A 19,084-nucleotide genomic window follows, 5' to 3' on the forward strand; every position below is an offset into this window, starting at 1 on the left:
GCGATTGTCCACCGTGGACAGGGTGCCGGTCGCGGGCCCGGCCGTGTGAGGCGGTGAACTGTCCGGACGGGGCGTTAGATTGACCGCTGACGGTGGACGGAGCGGCTGCTCGAGGGGCGAGGGCGATGGACAGCGACGGGACGCAGGACGCGCGGGGCACGCATGCGAACCCCGTGCCACGGGCGCGCTCCGCATTTCCGCCGAAGCCGGCCGGGGCCCCGCCGATGCCTCCGCCGCCGGCCGGGTCCGCGTTCCTGGGCTGGCTGCGCGCCCCCCGGCCGGAGGCGGCCCCCGGGATCTGGCGCTTCGGCCACCGCCCCCGGCAGGCCGAGGAGCCCGAGCAGATCCCGACCAGGCAGCTGGTGAGCGGGGCGCTGATCGCGTTCCTGGTCGGCTGGCTGGTGTGGTCGCTGCTGCAGAACGGCTATCTGGGCGCCTGGTGGCTGCTGCCGTTCAAGCTCCTCGTCCCCGATTCCTGGCGCGGCGGCGGGAGCGAGGTCGGCAACTACCTCCTGTACGGCGGGTACCAGCTGCTGATCGCCCTGATCATCATGGTGGCCGTGGGCAGGCTCGGCCGCTGGGACGAGGTCTGGAGGCGCTTCGGGGCGCCCCTGCTGAGGCGTTCGGGGCCCGGGCAGACGCCTCCCCCCGCCCCCGAGGAGGACCCCGCCCACTGGAACGAGCTGCGGGCCGCCGGCGCCCACGACGCCGCCGACCGGCTCGCCGCGGCGGCGCTGACCGGGGAGATGAGCGACGTCGACCACGCCCGCATCGTCCGCGCCTGGCAGGGCGTCCGCAGCGGCCGGCACGACCTCGGGGCGTTCCGGGGTGCCGTCCTCAAGGACGGCGCCGCCGCCTGCCTGCATCCCTCCGGCGAGCGGGACCTGCCCGTCCGGCAGGCCCGGCACGACCTGATCACCGGCCAGGTGCGGCTGGGCAGCACGACGGACGACCCGCGCAACCCCTACGGCTACCGCGGCACGGGACTCGCCCTCGGCCCCGAGCTGCTGGGCACGTCGCTCATCGCCGTCGGGCCCGCCGGCTCCGGCAAGACGGGCTCGGTGGTGCGTCCGCTGGCGGAGTCCCTCTGCCTGCAGGCGCTGGTGGGCCGGGCCGCCGTCGTGGTCGTCGGCACGGCGGGCGCCGCGCTCGGCGCGCACGACGCCTACGACGTCGTCGTACGGATCGGGCACCCGGAGTCGGTGTACGACCTCGATCTCTACGGCGGCAGCGGTGACCCCGACGAGGCCGCGGCCGTGCTCGCCGAGGCGCTGGCCGGGGATCTCGCCGACCCGCATCCGGGCAGTGACAGCCGCCGCTCCACGACCGTTCTCGCCCAGCTGCTGGGACCGTTCCGGGCGGTCCACGGCCGCTTCCCCTCGGTGCCGGAGCTGCGGCAGCTGCTGGACGGTGCTCCCGGCCCCCTGGAGGAGCTGCGCACGGCCCTGCACGGGTCGGGACAGGACTCGCTGCTGCGGGAACTGGACGCACGGCAGCGGCAGTCGGGGCAGCCGGGCGACGTGGCGGCGGTGCTCGCGGACCGGGTGGCGCTGCTCGACCGGCCCGCCTTCGCGGGGTTCTTCGACACCTCGGGGCAGTCCAAGCCGTTCTCGCTCAAGGCCCTCGACCATCCGGTGCGGGTCCGTGTCGACCTGCCCGAGCGCGGGCACGCGGACGCCTCGCGGATGCTGGCGCGGCTGGTGCTCGCGCAGTTCACCGCCAGCGTCGCGGTGCGCGAGGACCGGTCGCTGTTCGCCTGCCTGGTGCTGGACGACGCGAGCGGTGTCGTGACGCCGGAGGCGGTGCGCGGGATCCAGCGGCTGCGCTCGGCGAACGCCGGTGCCGTGCTCACCCTGCGCACCCTGGACGACGTGCCGAGGCCGCTGCGCGGCCCGCTGCTCGGCGCCGCCGGCTGCCGGATGGCGCTGTCCGGGCTCACGCCGTGGGACGGGCAGGACTTCGCCGAGGTCTGGGGCAAGGAGTGGACGGAGACACGGGACGTCACCGACCGGCAGATCATCGCCGAGACCCCGGCCGGCAAGGCCGTGCACATGCTGCGCCGGGTGATCACCGGCAAGGCGCCGACCGCGCGGGCGGTGACCGTGCGGCAGGTCGAGCGTGAGCGGTGGTCGGCCTCCGAGCTGGCGCACGGGGTGCCGCCGGGCCACGCGGTGCTGTCCCTGACGACGGTGCGCGGGGAGCACGCGCCTCCGCTGCTGGTGGATCTGAGGCAGTAGGCACGGGCTTCCGGGCGCCGGGTGACCGTACAGTGAGGCAGAATCGGCACACGCCGTTCATACCCGGCGGCCAAAAGATCACAGGGTTCGCCCGGTCCCCGCACACCTGACCTGAAGGTCTCATGCCTCCGACCCTTGCCTCGCTCGTCCACCACTCCGCGCTGAAGCTCACCGTGCGCGCGGGTGAGGACCGCCTGGACGTGCCCGTGCGCTGGGCGCACGTCAGCGAACTCGCCGATCCGGTGCCGTACATGGAGGGCGGCGAGCTGCTGCTGGTCACCGCGCTGAAGCTGGACGCGGAGGACCCGGAGGCGATGCTGCGGTACGTGAAGCGGCTGGTCGGCGCCGGAGTGGTGGGGCTGGGCTTCGCCGTCGGGGTCACCTACGAGGAGATCCCCAAGGCGCTCGTCGACGCGGCGCGGGAAGAGGGGCTGCCGCTGCTCGAAGTGCCGCGCCGCACGCCCTTCCTCGCGATCAGCAAGGCCGTCTCGGCGGCGATCGCGGCCGACCAGTACCGGGCGGTGACGGCGGGCTTCGCCGCCCAGCGGGAACTGACCAGGCAGGCGCTGACGGCCGGTCCGGAGGGGGTGCTCTCCGTGCTCGCCTCGCAGGTCGACGGCTGGGCGGCGCTCTACGACGTCTCGGGCACCGTCGTCGCCACCGCCCCCGAATGGGCGGGGCGGCGGGCCGCGCGGCTGACGGCGGAGGTGGAGCGGCTGCGGGAGCGGCCGGCGCCGGCGTCCTCGGTGGTCGGCCCGCCCGACCACGAGGACCGCGTCGAACTGCACTCGCTGGGCACGGAGCGGCGGGCGCGGGCCGCGCTCGCCGTGGGCACGGCGGCGGCCCTCGGCACGGCCGAGCGGTACGCGCTGCACTCGGCGATCGCGCTGCTCACCCTCACCACGGAACGGTCGAGGTCGCTGCACGCGGCGCAGCAGCGCCTCGGCGCGGCGGTGCTGCGCATGCTGCTCTCGGGGGAGCCGGACCACGCGCGCGCCGTGGCGGGCCACCTGTACGGCGGCCTGCTGGACGCGCCCTTCCGGATGGTCGTCGCCGAGTCGGCGTCGAGCGCACGCGCCGGGGCCGACGCCGCCGGTCCGCCGGCCGCGCTCGCCGAGATCGTGGAGTCGGCGGCCGCCCGGGCGGGGGAGGCCGTGCTGGTCGTGCCCGAGGGCGAGCAGCTGATCGTGCTGGCCGCGGACGGGGGCGCGGCGGTCGCCGCGTGCGGGGAGTACGCGGCGGCGGTGGAGGCCGCGCGTTCCGACGCGGCGGTGGCGCGGGAGCCCGCCGGCGAGGACGAGCTCGTGGTGGGGCTGTCGGCGCCCGTGGGGCCGATAGCGGCCGCGGCGGCGTACAAGCAGGCCGAGCAGGCGCTGTCGGTGGCCCGGCGGCGCGGGCGGGTGTGCGTGGCGCACGAGCAGCTGGCGGCCGGGTCGGTGCTGCCGTTGCTGGCGGACGACGCGGTGAAGGCGTTCGCGGACGGCCTGCTGCGCCCGCTGTACGAACACGACGCCACCGGCCGCGGCGACCTGGTGGCCTCGCTGCGCGCCTGGCTCTCCCGGCACGGCCAGTGGGACGCCGCGGCGGCGGACCTGGGCGTGCACCGGCACACGCTGCGCTACCGGATGCGGCGGGTGGAGGAGATCCTGGGGCGGTCCCTGGACGACCCGGACGCCCGGATGGAGCTGTGGCTGGCGCTGAAGGCGACGTCGACGGAGCAGCCGCCGGGGCCATGAGGCGATGTCGGCGGGTGGCCGGGCCCATGAGCCGGTGTCGGCGGGTGGCCGGGCGGGGGAGGCGACGGCGACGGGTGGCCCGTCGCATGAACTGACGTCGACGGGCGGCCCGGCCCATGAGCCGACGTCGGCGGGTGGCCGCCAAGCACGGGAGGCGACTTCGCCGAACCGGCGCGCCACCGCCCCCGACCAGTACACCCCGGCCAAACACACCGCCGTCCCGGCCCCCCTACCGTGGACCCGGACCACCCTGCACACCCCCTACCGCGGAAGGGCCGGGAACCTCATGACTTCCACCACCGCCTTCTGGCTCGCCGGCCGCCAGGCCACGGGCGACGACACCTTCGACGTCACCTCCCCCTGGGACGGCCGGCTCGTCGGCAGGGTCAGCGTGCCGACGGACGCCCAGGTCGAGGAGGCCGTCGCCGCCGCCCACGCCGTCCTCGGGGACTTCGCCGCGACCCCCGCCCATGTCCGCGCCGCCGCCCTCGACCAGGTGAGCCGCAGGCTCGCCGAGCGCACCGAGGAGATCGCCCGGCTGATCTCCGCCGAGAACGGAAAGCCGATCAAGTGGGCCCGCGGCGAGGTCGGCCGCGCCGTCTCCGTCTTCCGGTTCGCCGCGGAGGAGGCCCGCCGCTTCAACGGCGGCGAGGCCCAGCGCCTCGACACCGACGCCGGCGGCCAGGGCCGCCTCGCCCTCACCCGCCGCTTCCCGAAGGGCGTCGTCCTCGGCATCGCGCCCTTCAACTTCCCGCTCAACCTCTGCGCCCACAAGATCGCTCCGGCGATCGCGGCCGGCGCGCCGATCATCCTGAAGCCCGCACCGGCCACCCCGCTCTCCGGCCTGATCATCGGTGACCTGCTCGCCGAGACCGACCTCCCGGCCGGCTCCTGGAGCATCCTCCCGGTCACCAACGACAGGATGCCCGCGCTGGTCCAGGACGAGCGCCTGCCGGTCATCTCCTTCACCGGCTCCGAGAAGGTCGGCTACGCGATCATGGACTCGGTGCCGCGCAAGCACTGCACCCTGGAACTCGGCGGCAACGGCGCGGCCGTCGTCCTCGGCGACTACGCCTCCGACGCCGACCTCGACCGGGCCGCCACCCGCATCGCCACCTTCTCCAACTACCAGGGCGGCCAGTCCTGCATCTCGGTGCAGCGCGTCATCGCCGACGCCTCGGTCCACGACCGGCTGCTGCCGCGCATCGTCGCTGCCGTCGAGGCCCAGGCCACCGGTGACCCGAGCGACGACAGCACCGACGTCGGCCCGCTGGTCAGCGAGGAGGCGGCGCGGCGCGTCGAGTCCTGGGTGAAGGAGGCCGTCGAGGCCGGCGCCACGCTCCTGACCGGCGGCGACCGCGACGGCGCCGCCTACGCGCCGACCGTCCTCACCGACGTACCGGCCGAGGCCACCATCTCCTGCGAGGAGGTCTTCGGACCCGTCCTCACCGTGCAGAAGGTGGACGGCGAGGCCGAGGCCTTCGCCGCGGTCAACGACTCCAGGTACGGCCTCCAGGCAGGCGTGTTCACGCACGACCTGCAGGCCGCCTTCCGTGCCCACCGCGCGCTGGAGGTCGGCGGCGTCGTCATCGGCGACGTCCCCTCCTACCGCGCCGACCAGATGCCCTACGGCGGCGCCAAGCAGTCAGGCGTGGGCCGCGAGGGCGTGAAGTTCGCGATGGACGACTACACGTACGAGCGCGTGCTGGTCCTCACCGGGCTGGACCTCTGACGGATCCCGGCAGGGGCCCGGCACCGGCGTCCCGCGGTGCCGGGCCCCTGCCGTGCCGGCCTGTTCCGGGCCCTCAACCGCAGAAGCCGACATGCGCGAGCCGCAGCGGGCCGCGCAGCCCGAGACGCAGGTCGCGCACGCCCTCGGCGACGAGGCCGGCGGTGAGGGTCGTGTAGGCGTACGGGTCGTCGGAGGCGACGCCCTCGGACGACAGCGAGGCGAGCGGCGCGCCCCCGTCCAGGCCGAGCTCGACGACTCCCTCGCCCGCCACCGACACCCGCACCTCGCTGACGCCGCCCCCGAAGTCGCAGGCGCGGTAGAGCAGTTCGGCGCCGCGGCCGTCGGCCGCCGCCACCGCGTCCCCCGCCGTCTTCGTCCGGTCGACGATCGCGGCCCCGCGCTGCTCGTCGAAGTCGGCCGCGGCCAGGCCGCGGCGCAGGACCGGGCGCGGGGCGCCGGGCTCGCCCTCCAGGCGCACCGTCGTGCGCAGGCGGACGTCCTCGCTGGAGGCGCCCGCGAGGAGTTCGTACGGTCCCGGCTCCAGGCGCCGTCCGCCGCGCGCCACGTCCCAGAACTCGAACGCGGTCAGGGGGACCCGGAAGGACAGTTCCGCCCGCGCGCCGGGTGCCAGGGTGATCCGGCGGTGCGCGACCAGCTCGCGGCGCGGGCGCGGCACCGACGGTTCGACGGCGCGCGTGTAGAGCTGCGCGACCTCGTCGGCGGTGACGTCGCCGGTGTTGGTGACGGTGAAGGCGACGTGCACCGCCGCGTCGTGGACCCGGGCCGACAGGCCGCCGTAGGAGAACGACGCGTAGGACAGGCCGTGCCCGAACGGGAACAGCGGCGTCCCCTCGAAGTACAGATACGTCTGCCGGCCGCCGATCACGTCGTAGTCCAGCAGGCCGGGCAGGTCGGCGTCCGACGCGTACCAGGTCTGCGGGAGGCGGCCCGCGGGGGAGACGTCGCCGGCCAGCACACGGGCCAGGGCGGTGCCCGCGGCCTGGCCGCCGTGCGCGGTCCACAGCACCGCCGGGAGGGCGGCGGTCTCGACGGCGTACGGATACGCGCAGGTCAGCGCCAGCACCGTCCGCGGGTTCGCGGCGCGGGCGGCGCGCAGGACGCGTTCCTGGTGGGCGGGCAGCCGCAGTGTCGTACGGTCCTCGGTCTCGCGGCCGTTGATGTGCGGGTCGTTGCCCGCGACCACCAGCACCACGTCGGCCTGCGCGGCGGCCCGCGCCACCGCGTCCTCGCCGCGCTCGGTCACGACGAGCTCGAACGTCTCGGCGCCGGCGTCGGCAACCTTCACCCCGTCGGCGGCGACACAGACGTGGCCACCCGTACCGACGTGCCTGAGGAGGTGCCCGTTCCCGTGGGGTTCCAGGCGGAACGTCTCCTGTACCACCCAGCCGCCCGGCTGGTCCGCGGAGGCGCGCACCCGGCCGTCGCCGGCGACCGAAAGGTAGCGGCCGTCGGGGGCGCGCAGGGTCAGCACGCCCTCGCCCCAGTCGGCCAGCGCGAACTCGGTGCCCACGGGGTCCGTGGTCAGCGGGGGCAGGTCGGTGCGGCCGGCGAGCAGGGCCGGGTCCAGGGCGCCCTCGGCGCCACGCGCCGCGTCGGCCGCGTCGGCCGGCACCACGTGCAGGAACGCACCCGAGGAGGTCTTCAGCCGCACCCGGTCCACGCCCTCCGCGAACCGCACGCGCTCGGCGCCGAACCGCTCGTACAGGCCCTCCAGCGGGGTGCAGCGGTGGATGAGCGTGCCGCTGTACCAGTCGAGCTTGCACTCGTCGGCGAGGAGCCCCACCACGGCGACGCGGGCGCCGGCGGCCAGCGGCAGCAGCCCGTCGTTCTTCAGCAGCACGATCGCCTGCTCGGCCGCCTCCAGGGCGAGCGCGCGGTGCGCCGGGGTGTCGAACTCCCCGCTGCCGGCGTGCGGGTCCTCGCGCGGGTCGAACTCGCCGAGCCGGAAACGGACGGAGAGCTGCCGGCGGACGGCCGTGTCGATGTCGGCCTCGCTCAGCAGCCCCCGCTCGTGGGCCCGGGTGATCCGTCCGACGATCGGGGTGCCGTCCGTGCCGTGGTCGGTGAAGCTGTCGACGCCCGCGCGCAGCGCCGCCGCCGTCGCCTCCTCGTGCGTGGCGAAGTAGTGCTCGGAGTCGACCAGGTTGGAGGGCGCGCCCGCGTCCGAGCAGACCAGCAGGTCCTCCTCGGTCCAGGTGCGCAGCTGCTCGCGCAGATACGGGGAGAGGTGGTTGGGGCGGCCGTTGACCAGGTTGTACGCCGGCATCACCCCGGCCACCGCGCCCGCCTCGACCGTCTCGCGGAAGGCGCGCAGGTCGTACTCGTGCAGCACGCGCGGGCGCACCGAGCTGGACGAGGTGGCCCGGTCCGTCTCGTTGTTGTGGGCCAGCCAGTGCTTGAGGACGGGCGCCGTGCGCCAGTACACCGGGTGCTCGCCGCGCAGGCCCCGGGTGTACGCGGTGGCGATGGCCGACGTCAGCTTCGGGTCCTCGGAGTAGCCCTCCTCGTTGCGGCCCCACAGGGGGTGGCGCAGGAGATTGACCGTGGGCGACCAGACGTTGAGGCCCACCCGGTCGTCGCGGGCGCGCATCGCACGGGCCTCTTTGGAGACCGCCTCGCCGATCCGGCGTACGAGATCGGTGTTCCAGGTGGCGCCGAGGCCGACGGCCTGCGGGAAGACGGTGGCCGGGCCCATCCAGGCGACCCCGTGCAGTGCCTCCTGCCCGGTGCGGAAGGCGCCCACGCCCAGGCGTTCCACCGCCGGTGCGAACTGGTGCAGGAAGGAGATCTTCTCCTCGCGGGTGAGCCGCTGGAGCAGGTCGTCGACGCGCTGGGTGAACGGCAGGCGCGGATCGCGGAACGGCGGCGTGGGCGGCGTCTGTGCGGTCACGTGGGGATCCCCTTGTGCTGGAGCGGCATGGCGCTTTCGAAGCGCTTCGATGCTGGTTCGAGGAACCATCGAGTGTCAAGGGACGCTCACTGCCTCTTCAAGCCGCACAAGTGAATTGGTCGCTCCCGAAGGCTCCGAGGAATCTTGGGAGCGACCCTTGTGCACCCCCTGGTGTTCACTTAACCTCACCACCGACATCGAAGCGCTTCGACTATCGAATTCGCGTGCACGGGTCGTGTGCAGAGGACCCGTGCGGGTCGGAGAACCGCTTCGGTTCGGCCAGTTCCACTCGAGACACCGCAGCCGACGGCCACCGCCGGGTGTCCTGGTGCGCCACGAAGGGTTGACGCAATGACGCCGAACGCCGCTTCTGTTTCCTCCGGTCCGAGCCGGAGAAGTTTCCTCGCCTCCACCGCGGTCGCCACCGCGGCGGTCGCGGGCGGGATGCCGCTGCTTGCCGCCTGCGGGGCGTCGGACAGCGGGTCGCGGGGAGGAACCACCTCGGGCAAGGACGCGAAGAAGCTGCTGCCGACCTACGTCGCGAGCAACGTGGTGAAGCCCGACATCCCGGCCAGGAACGGCTCGGCGATGGGCTTCACCCGTGAGCTGGCGGCGGCCGACCTCAAGACCTCCGTCCCGAAGAAGCTCGGCAAGGGCGGCAAGGTGACCATCATGTCGCCGTTCTGGGGCTCGCCGCCGAAGCAGAACAACCCGTACTACACGGCGATGAACAGCCTGATCGGCGTCGACGTCCAGTGGCAGAACCAGGACGGCAACACCTACGACCAGAAACTCGGCGCGGTCCTCGCCTCCAGCAGCGTCCCCGACGTGGTGGTCATCCCGGGCTGGAACATGGGCGGCAAGATTCCCAGCGCCATCACCGGCAAGTTCGCCGACCTGTCCCCCTACCTGTCCGGGGACAGGGCCGAGGAGTACCCGAACCTGGCGGCGATCCCGACGGACGCCTGGCAGCGGTCGATCTTCGGCGGCAAGCTGCGCGGCCTGCCCCAGCCGAGCCCGTACGTCACGGGCATCATCCCGCTCTACCGCAAGGACATCTTCGACAAGGAGGGCTACGGACTCCCCACGTCCGCCGCCGAGTTCACGGCGCTGTGCAAGGAGATCACCAACGCCAGGGCCAAGCGCTGGGCCTGCGGCGACATGAAGTGGACCGCGTTCGAGATCTTCGGCGTGCTCTCGGGCTCGGAGAAGCCGCTCGGCTGGAACCTCGCCGACGGCAAGATGATCTACCGCGTCGAGACCCCGGAGTACCTCGAAGCGCTGGAGTGGACCCGCAAGCTGTTCGCCGCCGGGTACGTCCACCCCGACTTCAGGCTGGGCAAGAGCCAGGCGGCCACCGACCCGGGCAGCAAGTTCGGCTCCGGCGAGTTCCTGATCTGGAACAACAACATCAGCAACTGGTGGGGACAGCAGTCGGCCCAGGCGATCCAGAACCCGGACTTCAAGGTCTGGGGCATGGATCTCTTCGGCCACGACGGCGGCCACCCCACGCTGTGGGCCGAGCAGCCGGCCGGTATCTTCGCCTTCGTCAACAAGAAGGCCCCCGAGTCCGTCATCCGGGACGTGCTGGCCGTCGCCAACGTCACCGCGGCGCCGTACGGCACCAAGGAGTGGATGATGACCAACTACGGGGTCGAGGGCACCCACTACACGCTGAAGAACGGCGTGCCGGTCAAGAACGACAGGGGCAACAACGAGGTGCTCAACGCCTACGTCATGGTCGCGAGCCCCGCCCCGACCATCGCCCACCCCGACTACCCGGACATCACCAGGGCCAGCGTCGGGTGGCAGCAGCGGATGGGTGCCTTCACCAGGAAGTCGTCCTTCTGGGGCCTGCAGATCACCGAGCCCGCCCGCTACACCAACCTCTCCGACGACTTCGAGCAGCTCGAGGACGACGTCGTCCGCGGTCACAAGAAGATCAGCGACATGCAGCAGGCCGTCTCCGACTGGAAGAAGCAGGGCGGAGACAGGCTGCGCGACTGGTACAAGAAGCTGCTCGACGAGAACGGCTCGGCGAACTGACCCGGTACCGAGGCAAGGAGAACGGCCGTGTCCCACAGCACGGTGCCTCGCACCAGGGCCGAGGCGCAGACGCAACCGACGAAGACCCCGGTGGCCTCCGGCGGCGCCACCGGCCCCGGCACACGGGCCGCAGAGCCCGGCTTCCGGCTCAGGTTCAGACGCGACCGCGTGCTGCTGCTGATGACGCTGCCCGCGCTGCTGCTGATCCTGGTCTTCAACTACGTGCCGATCCTCGGCAACATCGTCGCCTTCCAGGACTACGACCCCTACGTCAGCGACAACGGCATCGTCTCGATGCTGCACAGCCCCTGGGTCGGCCTGGCCAACTTCCAGCAGATCTTCCAGGACTCCGCCTTCTGGAGCGCCGTCCAGAACACCCTGCTGCTGTTCTTCCTCCAGCTGGTGCTGTTCTTCCCGATCCCGATCCTGCTCGCGCTGCTCATCAACAGCGTGGTCAGGCCCCGGGTGCGGGCGGTCGCACAGGCGGTGCTGTATCTGCCGCACTTCTTCTCCTGGGTGCTGGTCGTCGCCGTCTTCCAGCAGATGTTCGGCGGCGCCGGGATGCTCTCCCAGCTGCTGCGGGAGCACGGACACGGCGGCATCGACCTCATGACCAACGCGGCCACCTTCAAGTTCCTGGTCACCGCGCAGAGTGTCTGGAAGGACGCCGGCTGGGGGATCATCGTCTTCCTCGCGGCGCTGGCCTCGGTCTCCCCGGACCTGTACGAGGCCGCCGCGATGGACGGCGCCGGCCGCTGGCGCCGCATGTGGCACGTCACCCTGCCCGCGCTGCGCCCGGTCGTCGCGCTCCTGCTCGTCCTGCGGGTCGGAGACGCGCTGACGGTCGGCTTCGAGCAGATCCTGCTGCAGCGCGATGCCGTGGGACCGGGCGCCGCGGAGGTCCTCGACACCTTCGTGTGGTGGAACGGCGTCCGCAACCAGGACTTCGGCTATGCCGCCGCCGCCGGACTCGTCAAGGGCGTGGTCAGCATCGGCCTGGTCCTCGCCGCGAACAAGGTGGCCCATCTCATGGGCGAGCAGGGGGTGTACAGGAAATGACCGCCGTCATCGAACGACCGGCGAACAGGACGTACCGGTGGGCCGCCCCTCCCCGGCCGACCTGGGAGGAGGAGCCCTCCAGGACGGGCCTGGCGGGCAAGGGGCTCGTGCTGGGCCTCGCCTGCCTGGGTGTCCTCTTCCCGCTGTGGATCGTGATCGTCACCAGCCTGTCGTCCAGGAAGACGATCACCGGGGCCGGCGGTCTGGTGATGGTGCCCCACGGCATCACCTTCATCGCCTACCGGGAACTGCTCGGCGGCGGCCAGGTGACCCGCGCGGCGGTCATCAGCGTCCTCGTCACCCTCGTCGGCACGGCGTTCTCGATGACGGTGTCGGTGCTGTGCGCCTACGGTCTCTCCCGGCTCGGCTCGCTGGGGCACCGCTGGATCCTGATGGCGCTGCTGGCGACGATGTTCTTCAGCGCCGGTCTCATCCCGACGTACCTGCTGGTGCAGTCGCTGGGCCTGACGGACTCGTATCTCGCGCTGATCCTGCCCAGCGCGATCAGCGTCTTCAACATCCTGGTGCTGCGCGGGTTCTTCATGGGCATCTCCCAGGAACTGATCGACAGCGCGCGGATCGACGGTGCCGGCGACTTCCGGATCCTGTGGCGGATCGTGATGCCGCTGTCCCGTGCCGTGCTCGCGGTGATCACGCTGTTCTACGCCGTCGGGTACTGGAGCGCCTGGTTCAACGCGTCCTTGTACCTCAACGACCAGGACATGATGCCGCTGCAGAACGTCATGATCCAGCTGGTGCAGAAGCAGCAGGCGCCGGTGGGGCTGGGACAGGCGATCAGGACCGGCCAGCTGTCCGGGCTCGCCGTGCAGATGGCCGTCATGGTGATGGCGCTGCTGCCGGTGGCCGTGCTGTCGCCCTTCGTACAGCGGCACTTCAAGAAGGGCATGCTCACCGGGGCGGTCAAGGGATGACGGGGCGCGGGAGGAACGGGGTGGCGGTGCAGCGGTCATGACCCTCGCCCACGGCACCTGGGAGCCCCTCCCCGCCGCCCGCTGGGAGGACGGTTTCCTGAGCGGCAACGGCCGTCACGGCGCCCTCGTGTTCGGTGACCCGCACGACGAACGGGTCGTCGTCACGCATCACACCCTGGTCCGCCCCAACGGCGGTGAGAGCGCCCGCCCGCCGGAGCTCGCCCCCCGGCTCGCCGCCGTCCAGGACAAGCTGCTCGCCGGTGAGCTCCACGCCGCCGAGGACTTCACCGACGGACGCGACCTGCAATGGGTGCAGCCCTTCCACCCCGCCTTCTCGATACGGCTGCGCGGGACACCCGCCGAGGAACCGCGCCACTACCGCCGGACCGTCGACTACACCACCGGCGTCACCGAGACGGTCTGCGCGGGCCGGCGCGCCCGGGTCTTCGTCTCGCGGGCGGACGACGTGATCGTCCAGCAGGTCGCGGCACCGGACCTGGACATCGCGCTGGACCACCGCCTCCCGGGCGCCCCCGCGCGCCTCGCGGTGGGCGACGGCGCTCTGCTCACCGCGGAGGGTGCCCTGCTCACGCTGCGGGTCGGGTATCCGGGCAGCGACACCGGCTACACCGGGCTCACCCGGGTCGTGGTCACCGGCGGCCGTACCACGCTCACCCCTCCCGGACTGCGGGTCACCGGCGCTGAGTCGGTCCTGCTGCTGACCCGGGTGCTGCGTCACACGGGCGAACTCGACACCGCACCGCACGCCCGCGACCTGCACGGCCTGGTGCCGGAGGGCGAGGACCCGTACACCGCGCTGCTCGACCGGCACACCGCCGTGCACCGCACCGCCTACGAGCGGGTCACCCTCGACCTGGACGCCGACCCCGCCGAACGCGCCCTGCCCGGCTCGCGGCTGCTGGCCCGGCCGGAGAGCCCCGCCCTCCTGGAGCGCCTCTTCGCGGCGGGCCGCTACCACCTGCTCAGCGCGAGCGGCCTCTTCCCGCCCCGGCTGACCGGCCTGTGGACCGGTGACTGGGACACGGCCTGGTCCGGCGCGTTCACCAACGACGCCAACCTCAACCTCCAGACGGCGTCCGCGGCGGCCGCCGCCCTGCCCGAGGTCACCGAGGCACACGCCACGCTGATCGGCCGGCAGCTCGGCGACTGGGCCGAGAACGCCCGTACGGTCTTCGGCGCCCGGGGCGTGGTCGCCCCCGCCCACACCGACGGCGAGTCCGGGCTGTCGTACCACTTCAGCCGCGAATACCCGCTGCACCTGTGGACCGCGGGCGCCGACTGGCTGCTCAAGCCGCTCGTCGACCACGAGGAGACCAGCGGCACCAGGGACCCGCGCACCGCCCACGCGCTCGCCCAGGTGGCGCTGTTCTACGAGGACTTCCTCAGCCGGGCCGACGAGGACGGCCGACCGGTCGTCGTGCCCTCCTACTCGCCCGAGAACCGGCCCGCCAACGCCGGCTGGGGAGCGGTCAACGCCGCCATGGACCTCTCGGCGGCCCGGCATGCCTTGCTGACCGCCGCGAACCACCACCCGGGCACCCCGGAGGCCGACCGCTGGCGCACCCTCGCCGGGCGGCTGCCCCCGCACCGGGTCAACGCCGACGGCGCCCTCGCCGAATGGGCCAGGCCCGGCCTCCAGGACACCTACGACCACCGCCACCTCAGCCACCTCTACGGCGTCTGGCCGCTGGAGGAGATCAACCCCTACGACACCCCGGACCTCGCCGCCGCCGCGCACCGCGCCCTCGAACTGCGCGGCGCCGAGAACGACTCCGCGCACGGCCATCTGCACCACGCCCTCGTCGCCGCCCGCCTGCGCGACGGCGAACGGGTCGCGCACGCGCTCGGCCGGGTGCTTCGGGGCGACTTCTTCCATGCCTCCCTGATGAGCGCGCACTACCCGCACCGCGAGGTCTACAACGCGGACGCCGCACACACCCTGCCCGCCGTGCTCATCGAGATGCTCGTGCAGTCCACCCCCGACCGCCTGGTGCTGCTGCCCGCGCTCCCGGCCGCGTACCCGCGGGGCCGGCTCCTGGGCGTGCGCACCCGGTTCGGGGCCGCGCTCGACCTCACCTGGAGCCCGCACGAAGCGACCGCGGTGATCCGCCCCGGCCGTACCCGCCGCGTCGAACTCCGGACTTCCTCCGGTGCCCGAACGCTCGACCTGGTCGCCGGAGAAGACCACGTCCTCACCCTGAGGTCGTGGTGATCCGCCCCATTCCCCCCACCCATGGAAGGGACACCATGGCAATACGCACACGCGGCCGCCGGATCACCATGGCGCTGATCGCCCCCGCCCTCGCCCTCGGCGCCACCGCGGGCCTCGCCTCCGCCCCCGCCTCCGCCGCCGTCTGGAACTCCTGCGACCAGTGGGGCAGCACCACGCTGAACGGCTACACGCTCTACAACGACATCTGGGGCTCCGGCGCCGGCAGCCAGTGCATCTGGGCCAACTCCGGCACCAACTGGGGCGTCTGGGCCGACCATCCGAACACCGGCGGCATCAAGTCCTACCCCAACGCCAAGAAGGTGATCAACAAGTCGATCACCTCGCTCCGCTCGCTCACCGGCAGCTACAACGTCTCCGTCCCGTCGTCCGGCGCCTATGAGACGGCGTACGACATCTGGGACACCGGCCACAAGTACGAGATCATGCTCTGGATGAACAGGACGGGAGCCGTCGGCCCGCTCGGCACCCCGCAGGGCAACGTCACCCTCGGCGGCCACAGCTGGACCGTCTACAAGGGCAACAACGGCTCCAACGAGGTGTTCTCGTTCGTCCGCACGTCCAACTCCTCCTCCGGTACCGTCGACGTCCTGTCGATCCTGAAGTGGATCAAGGACACCAAGGGCTGGTTCGGCGACGTCACCGTCGGAGACCTCCAGCTGGGCTTCGAGATCACGTCCTCGTCCGGCGGCCTGAACTTCACGGTCAACGGCGAGAGCGTCACCAGCAGTTGAGCACCGCGGTTCCCCGCGCCCCGGCAGGGCGCGGGGAACCGCCCGCGCGGCCTGTCACGGCGCCTCCCGCGGCGCGACCGGCAGCCGCGCCCCGTCCCGCAGGAACAAGGGGATCCTCTCCAGCGGTGCGTCGACCGTCACGGTGGCACCGCCCTGGTACGCCTCGCCGGTCCACGCGTCCGTCCACGTCGCACCCGCCGGCAGGCGCACGGTGCGGGCCGTCGCGCCCGGTGTCAGCACCGGGGCGACCAGCAGGTCCCGGCCGAGGAGATAGGCGTCGTCCACGGACCACGCCGCCGGGTCCCCCGGGAACTCCAGGAACAGCGGCCGCATCACCGGCAGCCCCTCCTCGTGCGCCTCCCGCATGACCCGCAGGACGTACGGCTTCAGGCGCTCACGCAGCCGCAGGTACCGCTCCATGATGGCGCCGGCCTCCTCGCCGTAGGACCAGACCTCGTTCGGGCCGCCGGTCATCTCCGGGCCGAGCGGCATGCCCGGGTCGCGGAAACCGTGCAGGCGCATCAGCGGGGACAGCGCGCCGAACTGGAACCAGCGGACCATGACCTCGCGGTACGCCGGGTCGTCCGGGTCTCCGCCGTGGAAGCCGCCGATGTCCGTGTTCCACCAGGGGATGCCGGACAGCGCGGTGTTGAGGCCGGCCGCGATCTGGCGGCGCAGGGTCGGGAAGTCGGTGCCGATGTCGCCGGACCACAGGGCGGCGCCGTAGCGCTGGCTGCCCGCCCAGGCCGAGCGGTTCAGCGTGAGCACCTCGCTCTCTCCGGACGCGTGCAGGCCCTCGTAGAAGGTCCGGGAGTTCTCGGCCGGGTAGCTGTTGCCGACCTCCAGGCCGGGGCCGGTCCAGTAGCGCAGGTTCTCCTGGAAGCCGGGCTTGAGCTCGGGCTCGCAGGCGTCCAGCCAGAAGGCCGTGATGCCGTACGGCTCCAGGTAGTTCTCCCTCACCCGCGACCACACGAACGCGCGGGCGTCGGGGTTCGTGGCGTCGTAGAAGGCGACCTGGACGGTGGAGGCGACCTCCTTGTCCGGCCAGTCGGCGTGTGCCGTCGGGCCGTACTGGGTGCCGATGAAGTAGCCCCGCTGCTCCATCACCGGGTGGTTCTCGCTCAGCGGCGACACCGACGGCCAGACGCTCACCACCAGCTTGATGCCCAGCTCGTCCAGTTCGCGGACCATCGCCGCCGGGTCCGGCCACTCGGCCGGGTCGAACTTCCACTCGCCGAGGTGCGTCCAGTGGAAGAAGTCGCAGACGATCGCGGAGATCGGCAGGCCGCGCCGCTTGTACTCCCGTGCCACCGCGAGGAGTTCGTCCTGGGTGCGGTAGCGCAGCTTGCACTGCCAGAAGCCCGCCGCCCACTCCGGCAGCATCGGCGTGCGGCCGGTGACCGCGCTGTAGCGGCGCTGGCCGTCGGCCGGGCCGCCCGCGGTGATCCAGTAGTCGATCTGGCGCGCCGAGTCGGCGACCCAGCGGGTGCCGTTGTACGCCAGCTCCACGCGGCCGATCGCCGGGTTGTTCCACAGCAGGGTGTAGCCGCGGCTGGAGCACAGCACCGGGACGGAGACCTCGGCGTTGCGCTGGACCAGGTCGACGACCAGGCCCTTCTGGTCGAGGCGGCCGTGCTGGTGCTGGCCGAGGCCGTAGAGCTTCTCGTCGTCATAGGCGGCGAAGCGCTGCTCCAGGCGGTGGTGACCGCTCCCGACGGCGGTGTAGAGGCGCGAGCCGGGCCACCAGAAGTGGGCGCGTTCCTCGGCCAGGATCTCGGAGAGGCCGTCGGTGCGCAGGAAGCGGACCAGGCCCTCGGCACCGACGTGGACGGTCAGGGCGCCCACCGTCAGCCGCGCCTCCCCGTCACCGATCTTGACCGAGCTCTCGGTGGCCGGGGGCCCCTCGAGCAGAGCACCCGGCAGTCCGTCGAGGATCGGTCCGCCGAGCCGGGCCCGCACGCGGACCGCGTCCGGTCCCCACGGTTCGACGCGAACGGTCTCCTGACGGCCGCTCCACTCCAGCGCGCCGTCCCGTTCGCGGAACGTGCCGACGGTGGGGGACGACTGCGCGAGACTGACCTTGGGCTGGTTTTCGGCAGGCTGATACACGAGGCGTGCTCCTGGAGGACAGCAGACAGGAAGGCAGACGGGGCGTGCGTACAGAGGTGGTGTGCGTGCGGAGGGGCGTGCGGACCGGCGCGGGTGGCGTGGGCCGTCAGGGCGCCGACGGGGCCGGGCCCGTGCTCGCCCGTACCGTCAGCTCGGGGGAGATCAGCACGACTTCGTCGGCACCACGGCCGTCGAGCTTGGCGACCAGCCGCTCCACGGCGTGCCGGCCCATCTCCTGCGCGGGGATGGCGACGGAGGTCAGCCGCACCGAGGCCTGCACGGCGACCTGCTCCGGGCAGACCGCGACGACCGAGACGTCCTCGGGCACGGCGCGGCCCTGCTGGCGCAGCAGGGCGAGCAGCGGCTCGACCGCCGACTCGTTCTGCACGACGATGCCCGTGGTGCCCGGGCGCTCGTCGAGGATGCGGGCGAGGGTGACGGCCATGGCGTCGTACCCGCCCTCGCACGGCCGGTGCAGCAGCCGTACGCCCAATTCCCGGGCCCGGGAGCGCAGTCCGTCGAGCGTGCGCTCCGCGAAGCCGGTGTGCCGCTCGTAGACCGCGGGCGCCTCGCCGATGACAGCGATGTCACGGTGGCCGAGCATCGCCAGGTGCTCGACGCACAGCGCGCCCGTCGCCCTGAAGTCCAGGTCGACGCAGGTCAGTCCGGTGGTCTCGGCGGGCAGGCCGATGAGCACGGACGGCTGCTCGGTCCCCCGCAGCAGCGGCAGCCGCTCGTCGTCCAGCTCGACGTCCATGAGGATCATCGCGTCGGCGAGCCCGCTGCCGGTGACCCGGCGCACCGCGTCGGGGCCCTCCTCGCCGGTCAGCAGCAGGACGTCGTATCCGTGCGTGCGGGCCGTGGTGGCCACCGCGATGGCGATCTCCATCATCACCGGCACGTACATGTCGGTGCGCAGCGGGACCATCAGGGCGATGATGTTGGACCTGCTGCTGGCCAGGGCCCGCGCGCCGGCGTTCGGGTGGTAGCCGAGCTCGCGGATGCTCTGCTCGACCCGCTGCCGGGTGTCTGTGGAGATGGACCGCTTGCCGCTGAGGACATAGCTCACCGTGCTCGCCGAGACTCCGGCGTGCTGGGCGACCTCGGCGAGGGTGACCATCCAGCTCTCCCAGCGGTGTGAAGCGCTTCGACAGCGCGCAGTGCGAACAAGGGCGGGTGGGGGTGGCTCGACCCTAGCCCCAGCAGCCGTGAGTGTCCATAGTCTGTCGAAGCGCTTCGACAGACTTCTTTCCCGGGCGTGGCCCTTCCCGAACCGTCCCCCGAAGGGCCCCCGCGTGCAAGGGCGAGGATTCCCCCCGGCGGGTGGCAGTGCGTCA

Annotated in this window: 11 protein-coding genes; 8 read left to right on the top strand and 3 right to left on the bottom strand. The window is 72.6% G+C overall.

The window, feature by feature from the left end:
• The first annotated feature begins 125 nt into the window (after positions 1–125).
• From ACJ9NR_RS28320 to ACJ9NR_RS28330, 3 genes are all read left to right on the top strand, one after another.
• Positions 126–2,237: a type IV secretory system conjugative DNA transfer family protein gene (locus ACJ9NR_RS28320; protein ID WP_412492142.1), complete on the top strand. Its 2,112-nt coding sequence runs from the start codon at positions 126–128 to the stop codon at positions 2,235–2,237.
• Between the two features lie 122 nt (positions 2,238–2,359).
• Positions 2,360–3,973 (top strand): PucR family transcriptional regulator, encoded by a 1,614-nt coding sequence (locus ACJ9NR_RS28325; protein ID WP_412492141.1) that lies wholly within the window; start codon positions 2,360–2,362, stop codon positions 3,971–3,973.
• 286 nt (positions 3,974–4,259) lie between these two features.
• A complete protein-coding gene (locus tag ACJ9NR_RS28330) occupies positions 4,260–5,705 on the top strand; it encodes an aldehyde dehydrogenase family protein (RefSeq protein WP_412492140.1) in 1,446 nt (481 codons plus the stop codon).
• A 73-nt stretch (positions 5,706–5,778) separates the two neighbouring features.
• Here ACJ9NR_RS28330 and ACJ9NR_RS28335 read toward each other — a convergent pair whose 3' ends face one another.
• Entirely contained in the window at positions 5,779–8,616 is a 2,838-nt protein-coding gene (locus ACJ9NR_RS28335) for a glycoside hydrolase family 3 C-terminal domain-containing protein (RefSeq protein ID WP_412492139.1), read from the bottom strand.
• A gap of 351 nt (positions 8,617–8,967) precedes the next feature.
• Here ACJ9NR_RS28335 and ACJ9NR_RS28340 point away from each other — a divergent pair, with 351 nt between their 5' ends.
• From ACJ9NR_RS28340 to ACJ9NR_RS28360, 5 genes are read left to right on the top strand one after another with little or no spacing between them, the layout of a single operon-like run.
• On the top strand, positions 8,968–10,662 hold the full coding sequence (locus ACJ9NR_RS28340; RefSeq protein ID WP_412492138.1) for an extracellular solute-binding protein: 1,695 nt from the start codon (positions 8,968–8,970) through the stop codon (positions 10,660–10,662).
• A 27-nt stretch (positions 10,663–10,689) separates the two neighbouring features.
• Complete coding sequence (locus tag ACJ9NR_RS28345; RefSeq protein ID WP_412492137.1) at positions 10,690–11,721, top strand: ABC transporter permease; 1,032 nt, start codon at positions 10,690–10,692, stop codon at positions 11,719–11,721.
• A complete protein-coding gene (locus ACJ9NR_RS28350; RefSeq protein WP_412492136.1) occupies positions 11,718–12,653 on the top strand; it encodes a carbohydrate ABC transporter permease in 936 nt (311 codons plus the stop codon). Before ACJ9NR_RS28345 ends, ACJ9NR_RS28350 begins: the two co-directional genes overlap by 4 nt.
• Positions 12,654–12,690: 37 nt before the next feature.
• Positions 12,691–14,886 (top strand): glycosyl hydrolase family 95 catalytic domain-containing protein, encoded by a 2,196-nt coding sequence (locus ACJ9NR_RS28355; protein ID WP_412492135.1) that lies wholly within the window; start codon positions 12,691–12,693, stop codon positions 14,884–14,886.
• A gap of 35 nt (positions 14,887–14,921) precedes the next feature.
• On the top strand, positions 14,922–15,638 hold the full coding sequence (locus ACJ9NR_RS28360) for a glycoside hydrolase family 12 protein (protein ID WP_412492134.1): 717 nt from the start codon (positions 14,922–14,924) through the stop codon (positions 15,636–15,638).
• 54 nt (positions 15,639–15,692) lie between these two features.
• Here the strand turns inward: ACJ9NR_RS28360 and ACJ9NR_RS28365 are convergent, their stop codons facing one another.
• Both ACJ9NR_RS28365 and ACJ9NR_RS28370 read right to left on the bottom strand, forming a co-directional pair.
• A complete protein-coding gene (locus tag ACJ9NR_RS28365; protein WP_412492133.1) occupies positions 15,693–17,747 on the bottom strand; it encodes a glycoside hydrolase family 31 protein in 2,055 nt (684 codons plus the stop codon).
• A gap of 106 nt (positions 17,748–17,853) precedes the next feature.
• Positions 17,854–18,867: a LacI family DNA-binding transcriptional regulator gene (locus ACJ9NR_RS28370; protein ID WP_412492132.1), complete on the bottom strand. Its 1,014-nt coding sequence runs from the start codon at positions 18,865–18,867 to the stop codon at positions 17,854–17,856.
• Between the last annotated feature and the right edge of the window lie 217 nt (positions 18,868–19,084).

Source organism: Streptomyces sediminimaris (assembly GCF_047049295.1).
In the GTDB taxonomy this organism is placed as follows: Bacteria; Actinomycetota; Actinomycetes; order Streptomycetales; family Streptomycetaceae; genus Streptomyces; species Streptomyces sediminimaris.

Coding starts and splice junctions, on each gene's coding strand:
- ACJ9NR_RS28340 (WP_412492138.1), top strand. CDS start 8,968: ATGACGCCGAACGCCGCTTCTGTTTCCTCCGGTCCGAGCCGGAGAAGT.
- ACJ9NR_RS28360 (WP_412492134.1), top strand. CDS start 14,922: ATGGCAATACGCACACGCGGCCGCCGGATCACCATGGCGCTGATCGCC.
- ACJ9NR_RS28355 (WP_412492135.1), top strand. CDS start 12,691: ATGACCCTCGCCCACGGCACCTGGGAGCCCCTCCCCGCCGCCCGCTGG.
- ACJ9NR_RS28320 (WP_412492142.1), top strand. CDS start 126: ATGGACAGCGACGGGACGCAGGACGCGCGGGGCACGCATGCGAACCCC.
- ACJ9NR_RS28330 (WP_412492140.1), top strand. CDS start 4,260: ATGACTTCCACCACCGCCTTCTGGCTCGCCGGCCGCCAGGCCACGGGC.
- ACJ9NR_RS28370 (WP_412492132.1), bottom strand. CDS start 18,867: ATGGTCACCCTCGCCGAGGTCGCCCAGCACGCCGGAGTCTCGGCGAGC.
- ACJ9NR_RS28350 (WP_412492136.1), top strand. CDS start 11,718: ATGACCGCCGTCATCGAACGACCGGCGAACAGGACGTACCGGTGGGCC.
- ACJ9NR_RS28325 (WP_412492141.1), top strand. CDS start 2,360: ATGCCTCCGACCCTTGCCTCGCTCGTCCACCACTCCGCGCTGAAGCTC.